This is a genomic window from Pseudoalteromonas luteoviolacea NCIMB 1944 (genome assembly GCF_001625565.1).
In the GTDB taxonomy this organism is placed as follows: Bacteria; Pseudomonadota; Gammaproteobacteria; order Enterobacterales; family Alteromonadaceae; genus Pseudoalteromonas; species Pseudoalteromonas luteoviolacea_F.
The window spans coordinates 139,489-159,435 of sequence record NZ_AUXS01000042.1; the positions used below are offsets into that span (position 1 = coordinate 139,489).

The 19,947-nt window shown below is 39.5% G+C and carries 16 protein-coding genes; 7 read left to right on the top strand and 9 right to left on the bottom strand.

Annotated features, from left to right (window positions below; translation table 11 throughout):
• Window positions 1–26 precede the first annotated feature (26 nt).
• The 7 genes from N483_RS16020 to N483_RS16050 all read right to left on the bottom strand — a co-directional run bounded on the left by N483_RS16020 (window position 27) and on the right by N483_RS16050 (window position 10,898).
• Entirely contained in the window at window positions 27–2,129 is a 2,103-nt protein-coding gene (locus N483_RS16020) for an AIPR family protein (protein WP_023399770.1), read from the bottom strand.
• On the bottom strand, window positions 2,107–3,102 hold the full coding sequence (locus N483_RS16025) for a PD-(D/E)XK motif protein (RefSeq protein WP_172642413.1): 996 nt from the start codon (window positions 3,100–3,102) through the stop codon (window positions 2,107–2,109). The genes N483_RS16020 and N483_RS16025 overlap by 23 nt, the downstream gene beginning before the upstream one ends.
• Window positions 3,089–5,884 carry a Z1 domain-containing protein gene (locus N483_RS16030; protein WP_023399772.1) on the bottom strand — a complete coding sequence of 932 codons (2,796 nt, stop codon included), beginning with the start codon at window positions 5,882–5,884 and terminating at the stop codon, window positions 3,089–3,091. Before N483_RS16030 ends, N483_RS16025 begins: the two co-directional genes overlap by 14 nt.
• Window positions 5,872–7,230, bottom strand: coding sequence for an ATP-binding protein (locus N483_RS16035; protein ID WP_023399773.1), 1,359 nt, complete (start codon window positions 7,228–7,230; stop codon window positions 5,872–5,874). The genes N483_RS16030 and N483_RS16035 overlap by 13 nt, the downstream gene beginning before the upstream one ends.
• Entirely contained in the window at window positions 7,223–7,564 is a 342-nt protein-coding gene (locus N483_RS16040; RefSeq protein ID WP_023399774.1) for a hypothetical protein, read from the bottom strand. Before N483_RS16040 ends, N483_RS16035 begins: the two co-directional genes overlap by 8 nt.
• Window positions 7,565–8,186: 622 nt before the next feature.
• Window positions 8,187–9,725, bottom strand: a complete 1,539-nt coding sequence (locus N483_RS16045) for a DNA cytosine methyltransferase (protein ID WP_036976414.1) — start codon at window positions 9,723–9,725, stop codon at window positions 8,187–8,189.
• Between the two features lie 312 nt (window positions 9,726–10,037).
• Window positions 10,038–10,898 carry a YicC/YloC family endoribonuclease gene (locus N483_RS16050; RefSeq protein ID WP_023399776.1) on the bottom strand — a complete coding sequence of 287 codons (861 nt, stop codon included), beginning with the start codon at window positions 10,896–10,898 and terminating at the stop codon, window positions 10,038–10,040.
• Between the two features lie 153 nt (window positions 10,899–11,051).
• Between N483_RS16050 and rph the strand changes: the two genes are divergently transcribed.
• The 6 genes from rph (at window position 11,052) to N483_RS16080 (ending at window position 16,268) form a co-directional block, all read left to right on the top strand.
• The gene (gene rph / locus N483_RS16055; RefSeq protein ID WP_023399777.1) at window positions 11,052–11,765 is read left to right on the top strand and encodes a ribonuclease PH; all 714 of its coding nucleotides are present in this window, start codon (window positions 11,052–11,054) and stop codon (window positions 11,763–11,765) included.
• A 14-nt stretch (window positions 11,766–11,779) separates the two neighbouring features.
• Window positions 11,780–12,424 (top strand): orotate phosphoribosyltransferase, encoded by a 645-nt coding sequence (gene pyrE / locus N483_RS16060; protein ID WP_023399778.1) that lies wholly within the window; start codon window positions 11,780–11,782, stop codon window positions 12,422–12,424.
• A 139-nt stretch (window positions 12,425–12,563) separates the two neighbouring features.
• Window positions 12,564–13,913: a UDP-N-acetylmuramate:L-alanyl-gamma-D-glutamyl-meso-diaminopimelate ligase gene (gene mpl / locus N483_RS16065; protein WP_023399779.1), complete on the top strand. Its 1,350-nt coding sequence runs from the start codon at window positions 12,564–12,566 to the stop codon at window positions 13,911–13,913.
• 4 nt (window positions 13,914–13,917) lie between these two features.
• Complete coding sequence (locus tag N483_RS16070) at window positions 13,918–14,535, top strand: flavin prenyltransferase UbiX (RefSeq protein ID WP_023399780.1); 618 nt, start codon at window positions 13,918–13,920, stop codon at window positions 14,533–14,535.
• Window positions 14,536–14,577: 42 nt separating this feature from the next.
• The gene (locus tag N483_RS16075; RefSeq protein ID WP_023399781.1) at window positions 14,578–15,498 is read left to right on the top strand and encodes an ABC transporter ATP-binding protein; all 921 of its coding nucleotides are present in this window, start codon (window positions 14,578–14,580) and stop codon (window positions 15,496–15,498) included.
• Between the two features lie 2 nt (window positions 15,499–15,500).
• Window positions 15,501–16,268 (top strand): ABC transporter permease, encoded by a 768-nt coding sequence (locus N483_RS16080; RefSeq protein WP_036976472.1) that lies wholly within the window; start codon window positions 15,501–15,503, stop codon window positions 16,266–16,268.
• 325 nt (window positions 16,269–16,593) lie between these two features.
• On the opposite strand, the gene N483_RS16085 is transcribed toward N483_RS16080, so the two are convergent.
• Complete coding sequence (locus N483_RS16085) at window positions 16,594–16,950, bottom strand: hypothetical protein (protein ID WP_023399783.1); 357 nt, start codon at window positions 16,948–16,950, stop codon at window positions 16,594–16,596.
• Window positions 16,951–17,251: 301 nt separating this feature from the next.
• On the opposite strand from N483_RS16085, the gene trmB reads away from it, so the two are divergent.
• Complete coding sequence (gene trmB / locus N483_RS16090) at window positions 17,252–17,926, top strand: tRNA (guanine(46)-N(7))-methyltransferase TrmB (RefSeq protein WP_023399784.1); 675 nt, start codon at window positions 17,252–17,254, stop codon at window positions 17,924–17,926.
• 15 nt (window positions 17,927–17,941) lie between these two features.
• Here trmB and N483_RS16095 read toward each other — a convergent pair whose 3' ends face one another.
• The gene (locus N483_RS16095) at window positions 17,942–19,831 is read right to left on the bottom strand and encodes an EAL domain-containing protein (RefSeq protein ID WP_023399785.1); all 1,890 of its coding nucleotides are present in this window, start codon (window positions 19,829–19,831) and stop codon (window positions 17,942–17,944) included.
• Between the last annotated feature and the right edge of the window lie 116 nt (window positions 19,832–19,947).

Sequence of the window (19,947 nt, forward strand, 5' to 3'; positions counted from 1 at the left end):
ACTGAACTGCCACTCGTGCTAACATTTTAGCTGATGAAATCAAACCCTTCGCTGTATGCTCGATTTCTAATATTTAGAGCTTCCTTACTTTGCTTATTTGACGGAAGCTCTCCACCCAAAAACATATTTGCACATTTAGTCGGAAGAGAGATGTTCTTATGGTAATGGGGGTAGCCTTGATTTTTATAGAAGCTACTTATTGCAAGCCACTCTTCTTTTTTAACATCCATTACCCCTGTTTGGGAGTCAATTTGAGCACCAGCTTCATTGAAGTGTCTATTATCTTCTTTTTTCTCTTTTAATTCAGTGCTATCAAGAACGTCAGAGCTAGCAAGTTCATTTAAATCGAAACTTAAATTTTTAATAGCTTCCCAGCCTTTTGGAGATTTACAAAACTCAGATGGGTTTCCTTGGCCACCCCTAAATGTTGGATTCAATATCTTACCTCTAACAAATTTACCCAGAACTTCAATCTGTTTTGATAATGTTGGAGAAACACATTGGTTTTGAAAAATTCTTACGAGATTAATATCTTTTTTCTGTTGAACCAATAAGTGTCTCAGAAATGCTAAGGTGTAGGTAACAGCTTCGGCTTTAAACCCTTTTTCTTCCTTGTACCAATCTGATTTTGAGATAGTTGAATCTGCATTTTTAAATAATAATGCTTTTGCTATCAGCTCCCTGTAAAACGCGTGCCTATATTGTGTTTCATCTTTGCCATATTCTTCTGAAATAACTTCACCAAGCAGTTTTAAGTTAGCTTGAGCACCTTTTTTAACCTCGTGAGGATTCATTCTCCATGTGTTTTCATATTTCGCCATGTCAGTTTTCGAAAATTTTTGACTTTTGGGAAACTCAAGCATAAAGCGCTCTTTTTGAGCTTTAGTTAGTGCTCTACTTCTAGTCGCGTACTGACCTCTTGCTCGCTCGTAAAACCACTTTGTAGACAAACCAGATTCACCAGCAGGCATCGGAATTGAAAGTGCCAGCTTTTCTAAGTTTCGATGGAATGGGTGATTAGAAACTAAATCTGATTTTTGGATTGAATTTTGAGTGTTAGCATATTGGCTTATTCGTGATTTGAGGTTTTCAATTTTATCTTCTTCACGAATCACCGTAAGCTTCATCTGAATAAAAACTTTTCCGAGGTCAATATCTTTATATAGTTTATTTCCGATACCTCCGTTTTCTCTAGGTGCAAAATATATCGAAGCTGTCGTTTGACCACCGTTCACTATTTGTAGGTTGTCCAATTTAGATATAACTCTTCCCCCACCAACATCTGAAAACTCTACATTGGTAGCAGTGCAAGTTAAACCATTATTGTATGCGAAGAAATTTTCAGGCTCCGTTAGTAGTGCTCTTCTAATACCGTTATTTACAGAAGAACGAAAATCAAGGAATGTCCTTACATTAGCCTCGAGCAAGCGTTGTCCATATTCATCATATATTTTACTTAGTACTTTTCCAGGCATTACACATAGATAAGTATGGGTACCTTCATTCTCTGTATTCGCGGGTAAATTGTTAAGACCATTGCAATAATTGAGGAAATTTATAGAAAAAGGCTCATTTTCTGTTCCTGATTCAGACAAAGTTTTTAACCGTTCTAAGTCCCAAATCTCAATTGACGTTGGCTTATTTCTTATTTCTTCAATAGCAACTTTTTTAACTCGATCACTTAGCTTTCTAGTACTAAGTACAACAACTCTAAATTTTAAAACATCTGGAAGATAAAAATTCATTGAATTAGCGATAACTCGGTCAGTAGATTCTTCTAGTGAGTTTAAAAAAACTTCATCATCGATCTTTTCCAAAAATCTTGATACGTTCTTACCAAGCTTAACCAAGTCGGATTTGGTTATTGTTAAGATGCCTTCTTCGTCTTCATAGTCTGTAATAATGCCGCTAAGTGTCTTTTCTAATGGATTCCAGCTATATCCATCGATCTTCATGTACTTATTTGTGTTTCTGTAAGAGTGATACTCTATATTATCTAAGATTCCAGCTTCAGAAATTGACTCCGAGATAAGCTCAAAAAACTTTTCTTCTTCAAAACAGAGATCTTTTTCAGATGAGAGCTTTACGCCATTGATTAGTTCATTTTTAAACTGAAGTAGCTGTTCCATTCTCAATGATCTCACTTATTGTTTTCGATGTTTCGTAATTCCCAAGTGAATTGCCATCTATCGTATAATTCACTTTTAATATTTTCTCATGTGGTGAGTTCTCTGGAACTATTCGAGGGAAGTCTTCTGATATTTCATAAGTTATCATATGTAAATCAATGAACTTTCGTTTAAGTTCAACATCAGTAGCTTTACCATATTTTTCAGAGATCTTATGTTGAAATTCACTTTTTAATGCTTCGTTATTACCGATTAACGATACGCATTTATCTACCAAATCTGTGATGCTTAAACCTGAATATTCGAAATTCTCATTAATTCTAAAGGCTATTAGGTATAGATTGCTTGTAATCTTTTGGAGCTGTTCAATTGAAGAAATCTTAAGGTTATTATCATCACCAACAATGCTGGTTTTGATCTCGAAAGAAACATCATCAAAAGTAAAGTCCTGCTTTTTGTTTTCTGGTCCTATCCATGCCTTCAAAGCATTTTGAAATCCGCAATTTTTAGCGAAGTATTCGTGAAATATAAATAATTCGCCCCAAAATCCAATTAGTTCACGAAACCCCAGACCTGACCTTGATGGTTTCAAAAATTCACTCCATGAATAAATTCTCAATATAACACAACGGAACATATTCAAACCGCCATACTCTGTCGAATATGCAGCAACATCTTTAGCAATTGTACGAAACTTATCAAACATTTCGGCGTCTGTAAGAATACATACAAGTCGAGTTTTATCACTAACCTGATCTAGCCTAATGTCTAGACAGTCCAATTTATTGGCTATATCAAATTCAAAACAACCTTCTTCTTCTGCAAAAAATAGAAAGTTTCCTTCTGCATTAACTGAAACCCAAAACCTAGAATCCTCTTTATACAACCTTCTAGCTGAAGACGGATAAGAACCCGATTCTATACCTTCCCAAGGGTTATCTTTAAAAAATTCTTGATAGTTATTCGTCATCATCTTCATACTCAAGTACAAGATCTTCATTGAGAGCTTTCCATATCTGATTGACTACATAGGAGACTTTTGTTGCTCTGCTCAGACGATCAATCTCTCTTTTTGACTTACCTTTTAAGTTTTCGATTAAAGGAAAAGAGACTGAGTAGCTAATCGTTGGATCTTTGTGAGGAACTCCTAAAATTTCATCGCCACCCTTCTTAGCATTTTTAGGTAATGTGCCGATAGATAGCGTGTATATTATTAGCCCTGGCTGGTTGCGCTCTGGATTTGTAATATAATAAAAGGGGTTCGATTCTTCTGGTGCATTATCGGGGTCTTGCAAGAAATACCTTTCGTCATGCTTATCACCAATCTCTTGTCTCTCCCAGCAAACAGTATTCCCGCTGACAGATGCCAATAACTTCCGCTTGGACGGTTTTATTTGAGGTAATCTATGATCTAATGAAATAATACTTGGTAACTCAGGATCTCCATCCTGAACTTGCTTTTGAGACCACCATAAATTTTTCTCGTTTTTTATATTTTTGATACATACGGTAAATTTAGGTAAACCAGACTTTTCAAGTTTAGAAATATACTGTAGTAACAAATCATCGGTGACTTCTCCCTCCACATACTTCGTATCTGAAATAAAGTCTTTAATGAAAGAGTGATCAACATCATAAAAGATAGTTGAGCCATCAGCGGCACTGTATTGATTTACACCTTCATCAAATAGACGATTTATCAGGTTTCTAGTAACATTTAGATTGTTTAAGTTATTTTCATCCGAAACGTAAAACTCATACTTTCTTAATCTCCTCCCAGCTAAGTCTAGCGAGCGTGTATGGTTGTGTGCCGCATTCATCTTCTGTTTCGCAGTAATCAACAACGCTCCTGGGTGCTCTCTAACCTTTAATCCAAATTCGCCAGGGGTTTTCTTTTGTTCTGACATCCTTTCAAGCTCAAGATAAAGCTCATCAATTGCATTGGAAATAAACTCGTACCATTCAAATGACTCCTCTGTTATGAATAGTTTGCACAAGTCTTTATATCCAGGTCTATATCCAAACCAGCGACACATTTGCATCAACGTATCATAGGTTTTAGAGTTTCTAGTGAAATAGGATATGGTGAGTCCTTCTAAAGTAAGTCCTCTAGACAGCTTATGCCCTCCAATAACAATTGCTGATAAACCGTTAGCCTTGTATGCTGAGTAGTCTAAACTTTCTCCTGACTTGCCGTGTACAGCGAATACCTTCGTTTTACCAATTGCTCTCTTTAAATGATTAAAAATTTCCTCAAAAGATTCATTTATTTCATAAAACTTATAGAAACTGTCTTTAATATCTGAGATCACACGACTTTTTTTAACCGCTAGCTCCATCGAGTAACCCAGTGCAAAATCAGCGGCGCTGCGTATTTCATCCATGTATTCATCAACTACTTCTGCAATTTTATCTTGTAGAAGAGTTAAGTGAGTCATGTTAATTAGCATTGTGCTATGTGCCTTAGGCGTGCCCCTAAGTGACCTCACAGCAACAGTAATTAAATAACATCTGATTGCTTCCTTTAACGATTCTGGCAATACACCTACGGGAGTCTCTTTGTTACTTTTTGCAGGTAGAAGAACCTCATTGTCGTCAATTATGACAACTGGGTCGGACTTACTGTCATCATTAGATTGAAAAAAGTGTTTTTGTCCAACGTAACTATCAGGAGTGGGAATTCGGATCATGAAGTCTTCAGGGAAAAGATCATCACCAATATCTACATGTTCCTCGTCAGGATCGATAAAGATGTTGGCAAATGGTGTTGCTGTGTAACCAATATACGTAGAGCGATTAAATAGAGATAAAAGCTTTCTTATGTTGTTGTTTATAGCTGTAATATCACCTTTTTCATGTTTGGTATTAATTGAAGCATAGTCAGCTTCGTCATCTATTAATAAGACTTGAGTGTCTAATTTTTTCCCCTCTTCTAAATTTAAACCGTGGTGATCTTCAATCCATTCAAAAAGGTTATTCAATACAGATGCCCACTTTTTTATTACAAAAATTATAGGGCCTTCAACTTTTGTGAAATTAATACCAAAACGATTAGCGACAGGCTTGCTAAAGTCACCTTCAATTGTTGTAAGAGGATGTGCCACATAATTTTTGTCTCTATATTTACCAACACCAATAGGTTGCCCCCCTTCATAGCGCCTTTTCGATTCCTTACCGGTAACCCCTTCATCCAATCGTACCTGAGTTTGCATTCTTAGCTCGTTGAGGTGCCCGCCAAGGACGATTATAACTTTATAACCAGCATCAACAGCTTTGTTTATTAAACCAAGGTAATTTTGAGTCTTTCCAGATTGGACATTGCCCATAACAAGCCCTCTTCGGTTCCACTTCCCTTCTATAGTAGGGTCACCAGAACAGTCCAAAATATCGTCAATTGTTTCTTCTGTTTTCTTTATTACCGTTTTATTTCTGCCTTGATCTAGTAAATAATTTTCATAAGCTTTCCAATACGTCCATTTAATTTCGCCGCGCTTATGATCTAACCAGCGTTCCACTTTGGGATTAGCAAGAACTATTGGTGGCTCATCGATATCGACGTTTATACTAGTTTCAATTTTGAACTTAACAGTTTTCCAATCTTCTTCACTCAGTTCTTTGTATTGGGGAAGCATAACTCTAAGTTGTTGAGTCGTACTGTCTATAAACTCCTGATCAACTTTTTTTCCAGATACCTTTGCATCATTAAAAATTCTAAGGAGCGTATTAGTGCAATCTTCAATAGCTACTTGTTCCATAATTTCTTCAATCCTTCCAATAAGTCGGTATAACTAATATCATTCTGATTAATCTGATTAGGCTCAGAGGACATTTTTTCGTATATATGATGAATAGGTATTTCTGCGGATAAATTTTTTAAATACTCAATTAGAGTGGATGCTTGTTCATTATTTAGCGTCGATAAAAGGTGTTTTAGCAAGGTATTATCTTTTGCTATTTCGTAGCTAATACTCTTATCCCTTTCATTCTCATTAACTTTCCAGAATGCGTTAGCTTCTTCTAAACGGCCTCTATAACGATAAGTTTTTTGTGATCTTTTAATTGGTTCTCTGATCAATTGTTTAAGCTTAGCTTTAACTTTATGTGGTATTTCTAGTGATGATTTCTTTACGTCTGTTGACCATTCTTCATCGAGGCTTGTTGGCACATTTACTTCGACTCTAGCTAGTTTACCCAGTTGAGATAATCTAGTTAAACCAAACCATCCACCTGAGATGATGAGCCGATTTGCTCTATAAACGTATAGTCCTTGGTTAGCTGTTATCTGATCTGTGCCACCTAACTTCGCTAAGTCAGATTTTGTTAACTTGGATTCGTGAGGAAGTATATGCACTCTGAGCTCAATGCTGCCACCTTTCTTAACCCTAAACTTTTGAGATGGTCCTTCTTGATAGCCGCTACGACTTCTTAAAAAGGGATCGAAATGTTCTAGCTTTTGATAGTTAAAATAGAAGTTTATTGCTCTTTTACCTTCCATAAACTTATGGAAGTGTAATCGAACATAGCTTTTTAAATTAGTCAGGTCTTGACCCAAGACAGCTTGAAGCTCTGAAACTGGATATCCATCATATTTTCCTATATTTTCCCATATGATGGCTGTCCCTTGCTTACCGAATTGGATATTGAATTTGGAACATAAATCATTTGTTTCTACTTCGGAGTGTTTGATAAGTTTCCAGGCATTTTCATGTTCAACTAAATCCAAATCCCAAGTTGCACTCTGGGGTTTCGAGTTTGAATCCTTACTTATTACGGTAAGCTTTCTCGCTTGAGAAAAACTAGCCATTTTCATTCCTGAACCAAATCGCCCCAGATCAAACTCGTTTCTAATATCAGCCGGGTCTTTACACCCAATTCGCATTGAATCTATAAGCGTCTCAGGGGTCATTCCGTAGCCATCATCTAGAATAATTAAAACGGCTTTCTCATCAATAATATCTATTTCAATGTAGATGTTGTTAGATTCTGCTGTGACAGAATTATCAATAATATCGCTTATTGCAGAGTTAAGGTTGTACCCTATTCTTGCTAACGTTTTAATATGTGATTTAGGGTTTGGAGAAAGGTCTATATGTTCAGGCACCTGTTATCTCCTTCCAAGATATTTTCCAAAAATTCATTACCTTGTGGAGGGCTAAGTTTTCTTTTAGATCTAAACCGTCTGCTGAGGCAGTTTTAACCGCTAAGCTAAGTGCTAGTAGTTGACTTTCTTTATCGGTGATTTGTTCGCAGTAACTTTCTAATTGAAGGTCTTCTTCAAAGAATTCATCGATCCAAGAATCTAGAGACTGCCTGCTAACGTTTGGAATATTTTGGGCCACCAACTTGATTAATTCACTTTCTTCCTGCTGGGAGAAGACTCCGTCATTACATGATATATAGAGTGCTACCTTTACAAGTGACTTTTCGAAATTCATTGAAGCAATATCCCTTTTAATTTTAACTTAGCATAGGAAACATTTTTAACATAAATTTATCTAAAAATCATTGAGCTAGTTAAAAAATATGTACTCAATGTAATAGTTGTTTTCCTTATAGTTACATGAAAGGTGAAATTTCCACAAAGTTATTATATATATGCTGAGTCTCTCGTTTTAGACTCGCTTATAATATTTATATTTTAAAAGATGTTGGGAGTTGAACCTCTGACCACTTAAGAAAAAGTTAATTAAGAAATAATGTATATAGATAGGTTTTTTATTTTTGGAGTGTATTTGTTGTTGAAGTGGTTGTGAAGTGTAATTTAACTCTATTATTTAAGGGTTTTAAAAATAGAAGTGTGTATGGTAAATTCCTGGTGGGGTGGTTGAAAGTTTTCGCTTCGTATAAAGTGGGTTAAGTGTATATCTAATATGGGATTTAGTGTTTTTTAATTATAATCTCTGGTTGTGTTCGTTATTTAGATATTTAATCAGATGGCCAAAGCAAATGGGAGATTATCAAAATAATATTGGCCTTGGCTTTCAAATTAAGGTACAGAAATACTCGCAAATCGAGGAAAGTATAAAAATCAGGGTAGCTCTTTTTAAGCTTAAACTCTTATGAATTTAACATATTTAATACAATTTTTCCTATTTGCAATGCCAAATATGGAGGTACTGCATTCCCAACTTGGACATATTGTTGTGTTCTATTTCCTTCAAAGAAGTAATTGTCGGGGAAAGTTTGCAGCCGAGCAGCTTCTCGTACAGTAAGGCTTCTACATTGCTGAGGGTCATAGTGGATAAAGTAATGACCATCTTTCGATATATGACTTGTCACTGTAGTAGCTGGTTTATTTTCAGCCTGTGTTCTAAACCTATCAGCATGAGAACCTGAGTTCCAGTTCTCATGCTCTGGTGCTAATTCAACAGGAAAGTCTCTAGATTTAGGGGATATTCCCTTACTTAGTTTTGTGAAAGCGGCACTATATCCATAACGTAGTAAATCAGAAGTCATGTGTCCTCTAGTTTCATGATTAAGTACGCTTTTTGGTGAGTTAGTTAGATACCATTCTTTAATATGGTTCGGCATTTTAGGCTTTACTTTGGATTTTTGTGAGCTCGAACGAGTTAGCCCTTTTATTGGATAGAGTGCAAGAGTTGAGGTAGCTTCATTACCAAACCTATTATTCAATAACTTAGTAAGTATTTTAGAGTTGTTAGCAATTTGTTCTTCCCAATCTGATTGAATATCTTTTTGTTTGGAAAAGCCACTTCTTAAAGCTGGCAGGTCTGCTATAGCTTCTTCAACAGTTACTTGCCGTTTTACTTCATCAATTATTTTAGGTATGCAACCTAAGTCTTCTCTGACTCCTAATAAAATTACTCTATGTCTAGCCTGAGGGATCCCATAATATTCAGCTTTAATCAGGAAATCGGATGAATTCTTATATTGAGGATTGTTGGAGTTTTCTGCAGGTGTCACCAATGAGTAGATTTTATATCCGGGTACACCTTTCATTTTTGTAACTTTTCCTGGTTTTCTTAAATCTTTAAGAATTTGAGGAAACATTACTTTGCCATTAATTTTTGCTGAAAGGATACCTCTAACATTTTCCATAACGAAAATATCAGGCTGAGCAATCGATAGGACTTTCAAATATTCTAAATACAAAAAATTGCGGTGATCTTTTTCTGCTTTATAATTCTCTATGCCAGCATTACGGGATCTTCCTGCAAGTGAGTAAGCTTGACATGGAGGACCACCAATAACTACCTTTGGCCCATCGTGGTTATTAATTAATTCCTCGATACGGCTATGAATAAGTTTATTGTCTTCACCAAGAGCTTTTGGGCCGTCAAGTGTTTCTCTTAAAGCAAGTTCCGATTGTTCTGGAAACTTTTCAAAGAGCTCATCACGAGATAATTCACCTTGCAAATATTGGTTATAGAAGTTTAACCCCTCAGGCATTGATTCAATTTTTCTAAAGAATGATCTAGTCGTTAAGGTTTTATGAGCAGAAGGTTCTTTTTCAACAGATATACAAATATCGAACGGTCTATTGCCTTTTTTATCCGTTGTAGCTGAAATGCCTTCTCCGAGCCCTCCCGGGCCAGCAAATAGGTCTATTACCAAAACCTTATCTTTATTCTTCAATCTTAATTACCAATTAGAAATGCCGGAATTGATCATACCAGGGTCATCGGCTTATAAAAAGCTAAACCACATTATTTCTTCGGGCATGTTTTATAGGTTTCTTTAAAGGCTAAGGAATGTAAACCTCTATCTACATAAATCGATGTCGTGACACGGCTTTTTGTCAACTTGATTGAGTTGCTTGGAGGTATCTCTCACTATTTCATTTGTTTTTACTCTTTTTAGCCCGTATATTTTTAGAAATATTTGTAAAAAACACAAAAAAGCCCAGCTATGCTGGGCTCTTGTCGAAAATTCATTGTTACCAAAATATCACTCAATATTCTGGATCTGCTCTCGCATTTGCTCAATCAAGACTTTAAGCTCAACGGCGGCGTTGGTGATCTCTGAATTGATTGACTTAGAGGCCAAGGTGTTCGACTCGCGGTTAAACTCTTGCATCATAAAGTCCAAACGACGGCCGCATGCACCGCCTTTTTTCAAGATTTTATGGGTCTCTTTAACGTGAGACTTTAAGCGGTCTAGCTCTTCTGCTACATCTTGTTTTTGTGCAAGGTAGATAAGTTCTTGCTCTAGGCGAGACTCATCGATATCAGCTTGTAGTTCTTCAAGTTTTTGCGAAAGCTTGTCGCGCTGCCACTTGGTGACTTCTGGCATATGGCCTTCAACGATAGATACTTGCTCAAGAATGCCGTCTAAACGCGTGGTGATCATGTTCTCAAGGTTTGCACCTTCAGACGCTCTGGCTGCTTTAAAATCTTGAACTAGCTCATCAAAGCCAGCTAACAAAGCGCCATTGACTTCGTCTAAATCAACTTCTTCCGCTTCCATAACGCCGGGCCAGCGCAAAATTTCAGTCGGGTTAATGTCACCACCGCTGATAGATTGCACCCATTTTGCGTTTTCAAGAATTTGTTTTGCAAGGGTTTCATTGATAGACAGCTGACCAACGTGAGCTGGGTTTGCTGCAAATTTTAAATAGACTTCCACTTTGCCTCGCTGTAATTGCTTGCGAAGGCGTTCACGTACTACTGGCTCTAGTGCCCTGAATTGCTCCGGCGCGCGGATAAATGTTTCGAGATAGCGTTGATTAACTGAGCGGATCTCCCAAACCCCAGTGCCCCAATCGCCTTTAATCTCTTTTCGAGCGTAGGCGGTCATACTATGGATCATATAAAGTTCCTATTTAATTTAGTTTGCGTGGCCATTATAGCCTAAGAAAAACGCTGCTCGATAGGTAAAGCTAAGATTTCTTTTGGTATTGCGTGGCATAGCGCAAAGGATCCCTTTATAATATTGCGAAACTTTGATGATAGGGGAACGTGGATGCGTCCAAGCGAAAGAACTGCAAATCAGATTAGACCTGTAACATTTACCCGTAACTATACAATGCATGCCGAAGGGTCGGTGCTTGTAGAGTTTGGCAATACAAAAGTGCTGTGTACAGCCACTGTGGAAGCGGGCGTACCGCGTTTTATGAAAGGACAGGGTAAAGGTTGGATCACTGCAGAGTACGGTATGCTTCCTCGCTCTACTCATACCCGTAATGGTCGCGAAGCTGCAAAAGGCAAGCAAGGCGGTCGTACAATGGAAATTCAACGCCTGATCGCACGAGCTTTACGTGCCGCTGTTGACCTATCTGCACTGGGTGAAAACACCATTACTATTGATTGTGATGTACTGCAAGCAGATGGCGGAACACGTACTGCATCTATCAGCGGTGCTTGTGTTGCCCTTGTTGATGCCCTGACGCATATGCGTGCCAAAGGTATGATCAATGCCAATCCTCTTAAGTTTATGATTGCAGCGATCTCAGTTGGTGTATACAACGGTGAAGCCATTAGTGATTTAGAGTACCTTGAAGACTCAGAAGCTGAGACTGATATGAATGTGATCATGACAGAAACAGGTAAGTTAATTGAGGTTCAGGGCACCGCTGAAGGTGAACCTTTCTCATTCGAAGAACTTGACGAGTTACTGGCACTAGCCAAGCATTCAATTCGTGAGATCATCGATATTCAAAAACAAGCATTAGCGTAAACAAAAGGTTAGTTATGAAACAGTATCAAAAAGATTTTATCGAGTTTGCTCTTGAAAAGCAGGTACTTAAGTTTGGTGAGTTTACGCTTAAATCAGGTCGTACAAGCCCTTACTTTTTTAACGCTGGTTTATTTAACACTGGCCGCGACCTTGCGCGCTTAGGTCGCTTTTATGCTGCGGCACTAGAGGATGCGGGCATTGAGTATGATGTGCTGTTTGGCCCTGCGTACAAAGGTATTCCAATTGCAACAACTACGGCGGTTGCACTTGCTGATCACCATGACAAAGATGTGCCTTATTGCTTTAATCGTAAAGAGAAAAAGCAACACGGTGAGGGTGGCAACCTAGTAGGTTCTGAGCTTAAAGGCCGTATCATGTTAGTTGATGATGTGATCACAGCAGGTACAGCGATCCGTGAGTCGATGGAAATCATCAAGGCGAACGAAGCGGATTTGGCAGGTGTGTTAATTGCGCTTGATCGTCAAGAAAAAGGCAAAGGCGAGCTTTCAGCGATTCAAGAAGTTGAGCGTGACTTCGGCACTGCAGTGGTATCCATTGTAAAGCTAGCTGATTTGATTACTTACCTTGAGCAGCAAGGTAGTGCTTCTGAGCACTTAGCAGCAGTAAAAGCTTACCGCGACCAATATGGTGTTGCTTAATCAGCTTCACTCGATTTGAAAAATACCAGCCAAGTGGCTGGTATTTTTTTGTCTGTGCAAAACTGTTTTGCATATAAAGTCAGCCTAGGCTCATTGGAGTATGTTACTCTTACTGCAATTTTCATAACTAGCTGAACTTATGCATATTCATATTCTTGGGATCTGCGGCACCTTTATGGGGGGCATTGCAGCCATTGCACAATCTTTGGGCCATAAAGTAACAGGCTCAGATCAAAACGTTTACCCGCCAATGAGTACCCAACTAGAGTCTTTGGGGATTGAGTTAACCCAAGGCTATGATCCAGCTCAGCTAGAGCCCAAACCAGATGTGGTGGTGATCGGTAATGCTATGAGCCGCGGCAATCCGTGTGTTGAATATGTGCTAGAAAAAGGCCTACCATACATCTCGGGGCCTGAGTGGTTAAAACATCATGTGTTGCAAGACGCGTGGGTACTGGCAGTTGCCGGCACCCATGGCAAAACCACCACGGCAAGTATGCTCGCATGGTTACTAGAATACGCAGGCCTTAAACCCGGATTTTTAATCGGTGGAATTGTACAAAATTTCGGTCTGTCAGCACGTGTAACAGACACGCCATTTTTTGTGATTGAGGCGGATGAATACGACACCGCTTTTTTTGATAAGCGCAGCAAGTTTGTACATTACCTCCCTCGTACTTTAATTTTAAATAACTTGGAGTTTGATCACGCCGATATTTTTGCGGACTTAAACGCCATTCAAACTCAGTTTCACCACCTAGTAAGGACTTTACCGGGGCAGGGGAAAGCCATCTATCCAGCACAAGATAATGCAATAAATGAAGTACTTGAACGCGGATTTTGGAGTCAAAAAGAATCGCTCGGCGGAGATTGGTCGTATCAATTAATCAGCTCAGATGGCAGTCGCTTTAAAGTACTGCTCGAGAGTGAGGTTGTTGGAGAGGTAAGCTGGTCTGCTATTGGTGAGCACAATGTGAAAAACGCCATGATGGCGATAGCGGCAGCGCGTCATGTTGGGATCCCGGTGGAAGTAAGTATCGAAGCATTGCAAACCTTTAAGTCGCCAAAACGACGTATGGAGCTCAAAGCTGAGATTGGCGGAGTGCGAGTATATGATGACTTTGCGCACCATCCGACCGCGATAAAAACGACCCTAGCAGGTCTTCGTGCAAAAGTGGGTGATGATGAAATTATTGCCATTTTAGAGCCGCGTTCAAACACCATGAAAATGGGCGTACATCAAGATACCTTGATGAATGCGTTACAAGCGGCAGATAGCGCGTTGGTATATGAGCCTGATGGACTGGCTTGGTCACTCAAAGATGCGGCGCAAAAAGCTGGACGACAGTGTTTTTCAAGTACTGACGAGATCATTGCTCAAGTCATTGCGCAGGCCAAACCAAATCAACATATTTTAATTATGAGCAATGGTGGTTTTAATGGCATCCATGATGCCATAACGACTGAGCTAGAAAAGGTAATGTCATAAACATATGTCACAATATAAAGATCCTATCACATTAGCATTTAGTGGAGCATCCGGTGCGCCCTACGGTTTAAGGTTACTAGAGGTTTTAGTTGCACTGGACTATCAAGTGTATGTACTTATTTCCAGCGCGGCACGGGTGGTACTAGATACCGAATCTAATGTTAAGCTTTCTGGGAATGAGGCTAAGGCAACTGAACAGCTCAGTGCTTTGTGCAATGCCAAAGACGGTCAAATTCAAGTGTTTGGTAAAGACAATTGGTTTAGCCCTGTGGCATCTGGTTCTGCGGCACCGAAAAAAATGGTCGTTTGTCCGTGTAGTGCAGGTAGTGTATCTGCCATTGCGTTAGGGGCCTCGGATAATTTACTTGAGCGCGCAGCCGATGTGGTAATTAAAGAGCGTGGTCAATTAATTTTAGTACCTCGCGAAACGCCGTTTAGCCCAATTCATTTAGAAAATATGCTCAAACTGAGCCAATTGGGCGTCACCATCATGCCAGCAGCACCTGGTTTTTATCATCAGCCTCAGTCTATTGAAGACTTGGTGGACTTTATGGTTGCGCGGATTTTAGATCATCTGAACATAGAGCATAATCTCGCCAAACGCTGGGGTTACGGGGAATAAATTGATTCAAAACACATTATGGGGATTGGGGATCCGAAGTACATGACAACTGCATTAAGTATAAAAGGCTTAAGAAAAGTCTATAAAAACGGTGTTGAAGCCGTCAAAGGGATCGATTTGGAAGTCGAAGAAGGGGATTTCTTCGCATTATTGGGCCCAAATGGTGCGGGTAAATCAACCACCATAGGCGTAATCGCTTCTTTGGTAAATAAAACCCAAGGTGACGTCAAAGTTTTCGGTCACTCCATTGATACTGCATTGGAAGATGCTAAATCTGAATTGGGGTTAGTACCGCAAGAGTTCAACTTTAGCCAGTTTGAAACTCTCAACCAAATATTGGTGAATCAGGCGGGTTATTATGGTGTACCTCGTCAAGTGGCGCACCAGCGAGCAGAAAAATACCTTAAACAGCTCGGTTTGTTTGATAAAAAAGACAAACAAGCGCGTACCTTGTCTGGTGGTATGAAGCGTCGTTTAATGATCGCACGTGCATTAATGCATGAACCTAAGTTGCTGATACTGGATGAGCCAACAGCTGGTGTAGATATTGAACTGAGACGTTCAATGTGGGACTTTTTACGTGAGATTAATAGCCAAGGCGTCACTATCATACTAACGACCCACTATTTGGAAGAGGCGGAGCTGCTGTGCCGTAATATCGCCATCATTGATAAAGGGGTCATTGTTGAGCACACCACGATAAAAGCGCTACTGGCAAAACTAGATAAAGAAACCTTTGTCTTGGATTTACACGCGCCGATAAAACCCGTGAACCTATCGGGTTATGCGTATTCCTTGGTAGACGATCATACTCTTGAAGTCGAAGTTGAAAAATCACAGGGTTTAAATGGGGTTTTTGCTCAATTAAGTGAGCAGGGAAACACTGTTTTAAGTATGCGCAATAAAGCTAACCGCTTAGAGGAGTTATTTGTGGGGTTATTAGAGCAGGGGCGTAATCAATGAGCATATTAAAATATCGTGTTGCGCTAAAAAGTATATGGATCAAAGAGTGCATTCGCTTTTTGCGTATCTGGGTTCAGACTTTGGTACCGCCAGCGATCACAATGACGCTCTATTTTATTATTTTTGGTAGCCTGATAGGCTCACGCATTGGTGAAATGGGTGGTTTTGGCTATATGGAATTTATCGTCCCAGGCCTAATCATGATGTCGGTGATCACTAACTCATACTCTAATGTGGCGTCGAGTTTTTATTCCACCAAGTTTCAAAAAAGCATTGAAGAGCTGCTAGTTGCACCTGTACCAAACTACGTTATTGTACTTGGTTATATGGGCGGCGGTATGGCGCGGGGCATTCTGGTGGGCTTGATTGTCAGTATAGTCAGCTTATTTTTCGTCGACATCCAAATTCACAATATTGCAGTGATTGTCGCCACTGTGGTTTTAACCTCAGCGGTGTTTGCTTTGGGTGGACTTATCAATGCCGTATACGCAAACAGCTTTGATGATATTAGTATTATCCCAACGTTTGTATTGACACCGTTGACTTATTTAGGCGGAGTGTTTTACTCAATTCAACTTTTGCCTGAGTTTTGGCAAGGGGTATCGCAGATCAACCCAATCATCTATATGGTTAATGCGTTTAGATTCGGCTTTTTAGGTGTCTCTGACGTTAATATCTATGTTGCATTTGGCGTGTTAATTGGCTTTATTTCTGTGCTGTTTACGATAGCACTAACCCTGATTAAACGTGGTGTAGGGCTAAGGCACTAATGGCAATATAAAGGGTCAGCTGAAAGGTATCCTACTCTTTTAGCTTGCCTCATTAAAAAACCGATATCAGCGATGGTATCGGTTTTTTTATTGGCGCAAGACAAAGAACAAATGTATGGTGCGCTTTTTGGCGTGTTAATGTGATTCGAGTTGCATTAAGGAGTCTGTGTTCTAATACACACAGTTTAATTGGCAATAACGTCATTTGATAAACGCGCTTAGCGCTTTGTTTTTTCATGCAGTAATGTTCTGTCCAATATAATCATACACGGCGAACTGCTGCTCGCCGTGTATGCAAATTGAGCCTAAACAACAAGCTTAGCTTTTAAAGCAAAGTAATATATTGAAGTAAGCAAGTCACATCGCCTTGCATTTTTTTACTGTCGTCTAGCGTCAGTAAAATTTTTGAGTTAGACGCTTTGGCCATAAGGGCAATACTCAAGGCGCTATCATCACCCTTAGCAACGGCAACTGCGTATTTATTGCGGTATTTTACGCAGTTCGGGTTTTTATCTGGGTTTTCTAATGATATCCAAACAACCCCATTCCAATGGCTACCAGCCGTTGACTGAGTCGAACCGTGAAATCGAATTTCACCAACATTTGCTGTTATGTCATATCGCGCAGCATTAGCTGAGGTAGTAATTAATAGCGCGAATAAAGCGATGATAAATGTTTTCAATTTTGTATCCTTAAAAGTTTTGTAAATTAATGATATTTAAGCTGTAATTATATCTCGTATCATTACGCTTGTGCATATTGTACCCAAGTAAGGCATGAAAAGAAGCATAGAATGAGGGGGTTGGGTCTAACGATGCGCTTTTGATATTTTGGTGAGGGCGTTGACTTATACGTATCGAAATGTTGATTGTCGCTGTATTGCTATACCTTAGGGACAAGTCTATTAAAATTGGCAGTCCCCTATTTACTTTACTTCTCAAACTTCTAAAATTGCCCCATTTAAAGTTAACGATACGAGCAAAATGGCTGACGCAAACTCTCGGAGTATCACCTCAAACCAAACTGACTTGCACGAAAAGTTAGATGAAATCGTGCAAAAGCATCTGGAAGCTGAGTTCAAAAAACCCATTGCTGAGCATACTTTAAAGGCATTTAATGAAGTAAATGACAAGGTTCAGGCATTTTCAGGCCCAATTATTTTGGATTCATGTTGTGGAGTTGGAGAAAGTACAGCTAATTTGGCTAAACGCCATCCCGATGCCTTAGTGATTGGAGTTGATAAGTCTTCTCACCGACTTGATAAGCACGATATAGAATACAAGCAAAGTGAGCGCGGACAATACATTTTAGTTCAAGCCGATTTAAACGACTTTTGGCGTTTAGCCGTTGAGGCTAAATGGCAACCGAGCCATCACTACTTGTTGTACCCAAACCCATGGCCAAAGTCTAAACACATTCAAAGACGCTGGCACGGCGCGGCAGTATTTCCTTTCATAGTTAAGCTTGGTGGTGTGTTAGAGGTACGAAGTAACTGGTCAATATATATAGAAGAGTTTGCTAGAGCTTTGCAATTAGCCGGAGTTGACGCCGCTGCTGAAGCATATGAAAGTGCACAAGCTATTACACCATTTGAGCGCAAGTACTGGGCCAGTGGACAGTCCAGTACACGCTTGGTCGTGAGTTTAACGCCTCAGTAGTTTGAAGCAATGCCCTTATGATACATCCAATATTGGTGGGGCCAAGTTATCTTTAATATGCGGCGCTGCGGCGCCGATATACTCCCCTTCAAACAAGGTAATATGGGTATTAGCTAGTTGCTGCAATTGCGCTTTACTCTTAATGCCTGAAACTATCAAAGCAATCTGACTATTTTTACACTGCTCTCCAATATGTTGAACGAGCCCTTTTACTTGTGGGTTGTCAGCCAGTTGCTCGATAAGGGTTTCTTCGAGTTTAACCGCATTAATAGACATTTTTAACACTCGGCTGATAGTAAGCAAGCCACTATTACGTGAATTCACTAAAATATTAACCCCTTTGCTGCGCAATATACTGATAATGGCAGTCATATCATTGAACTGGCTGATCAGGGCTTGTTCATCTAATTCAAAGGTGATCAAATTGGGCTGCGGATAGCGGTTAATGGATTGTGTGATGCATTCCATCATTTGCGGGTCACGCAGATCTTGAGGTGTTAACGCTAAACTCCAAGCAATATTGGTTTTTCTAAACTGGGTCACGCATAGTTCAAGCATCTGTTTGGTTAACTGTGAGTTCAAACGTGAGTGCTTAATAACTTCACCAAAGGCTTGAGACTTTAAGATCACGCCCTGCTCGGTGAGTACCCGAGGCGCACAGTGATATTGCACTATTTGATGATCGTCGATGCTGGCCCGCGGGGTAAAATACGGAATGATGCGATGTTGATCAAAGGCACTTTGCACTGTTTTGGCGATGGCTAAGTTGGACTCTTGTAACAACTTTGTTTTTTGTGTCTGCTGACCGTAAATATAAGTCGTTTGATATAGCTGCTGCGCTTGCCGACAAGCGATAAAAGCATTTTCAAGTAGTAGCCCTTTATTCCCTCGGGCGATCCCCGCTTTGAGCTGAATGTATAGCATAGGCTCATTGAGAATTGGTCGAGAGAAGGGAAACTCTGAAATTAAATTGTTTAAATAGTGCTCACCGTTTGGTGTGTCACACAGCAAGACCAACTTTGAGGTCGCCAACCGATATACCTTAAATGGCGAGGTTAAGTTTTGGAAGTAGCGCATGACATTTTGAATGACTTTGTCGCCTACGCCAGCACCATAAAAGCTGATGATCTCTTCAAGTTCACAAATTGAAATGATAGCAAGACTGAGGTGTGGTCGTTTTGCCCTCGCTAAGTCTTGCTCTAGTGCCAAGCGATTCGCAAATCCTGTTCTTGCGTCAGTGGTTAGGGTACGTCGATACACCAACATATAGGTGCCTGCTACTAACAGTGCGATGCAGAAAAAAAAGCTTGCAGACAGCGCTGCCTGCGTTACATTTTCCTGCAATTGAGATTCTATATGTGCAATTGGGATGTCAGCACCCGTTAGGTATATTTGACCTCCAGGTGTAATGTGAGGCACAAATATGGTCTTAAAATGGCCCCATTTATCTATTGATGTTTCAAACACCTCAGTGGTTGAACGAAACGCCCCTTTGTTAATGGTTGTGGCTTCTTCGTAGATATCTCTATATTGAGTAATATTACCTTGACTGACATCTTCAATCGTATAGCTCGAAGCTGTAAAGCGAACATGGGGAGAGTCGTAAATCATGGTATAGACATATTGTACCCCGACAGCCTGCGCGAGCTTAGTAAGACGCTCACTCTGAGCTTTAAATTCTTGAGTTGATAACTCATCTAGGCGGTCATGGTAATCTGCCCCGACAAATAGGTTTGCGCTGTGCGCCGCGATACGCAGTTTTTCATCAATATCACTCATGATGGTTGTTTTACTACTTTGATAAGTGTAATAAACGTAACCAGCGAGCGAGATCACAAAAGTTAAAAAACCAACGAGTACCCAGGTTAAAGAAAGTGTACGGTGAGCAAAGTTCCATTTATTCATTGCAATTCCGGTTTGCGAGGTGATTAGAAAATATTACAAATTTTATATCTTTGGTGCTGAGTTTACAAAATTTTTAGTAAATTGAGTATGTTTTTTGTCCCTAAAAACTTTTATTT

Bases quoted from the DNA above. Each gene is read 5' to 3' on its own strand.
- N483_RS16020 (WP_023399770.1), bottom strand. From the start codon at position 2,129: ATGGAACAGCTACTTCAGTTTAAAAATGAACTAATCAATGGCGTAAAG.
- N483_RS16025 (WP_172642413.1), bottom strand. From the start codon at position 3,102: ATGATGACGAATAACTATCAAGAATTTTTTAAAGATAACCCTTGGGAA.
- N483_RS16030 (WP_023399772.1), bottom strand. From the start codon at position 5,884: ATGGAACAAGTAGCTATTGAAGATTGCACTAATACGCTCCTTAGAATT.
- N483_RS16040 (WP_023399774.1), bottom strand. From the start codon at position 7,564: ATGAATTTCGAAAAGTCACTTGTAAAGGTAGCACTCTATATATCATGT.
- N483_RS16050 (WP_023399776.1), bottom strand. From the start codon at position 10,898: ATGATCCATAGTATGACCGCCTACGCTCGAAAAGAGATTAAAGGCGAT.
- rph (WP_023399777.1), top strand. From the start codon at position 11,052: ATGCGTCCAAGCGAAAGAACTGCAAATCAGATTAGACCTGTAACATTT.
- pyrE (WP_023399778.1), top strand. From the start codon at position 11,780: ATGAAACAGTATCAAAAAGATTTTATCGAGTTTGCTCTTGAAAAGCAG.
- mpl (WP_023399779.1), top strand. From the start codon at position 12,564: ATGCATATTCATATTCTTGGGATCTGCGGCACCTTTATGGGGGGCATT.
- N483_RS16070 (WP_023399780.1), top strand. From the start codon at position 13,918: ATGTCACAATATAAAGATCCTATCACATTAGCATTTAGTGGAGCATCC.
- N483_RS16075 (WP_023399781.1), top strand. From the start codon at position 14,578: ATGACAACTGCATTAAGTATAAAAGGCTTAAGAAAAGTCTATAAAAAC.
- trmB (WP_023399784.1), top strand. From the start codon at position 17,252: ATGGCTGACGCAAACTCTCGGAGTATCACCTCAAACCAAACTGACTTG.
- N483_RS16095 (WP_023399785.1), bottom strand. From the start codon at position 19,831: ATGAATAAATGGAACTTTGCTCACCGTACACTTTCTTTAACCTGGGTA.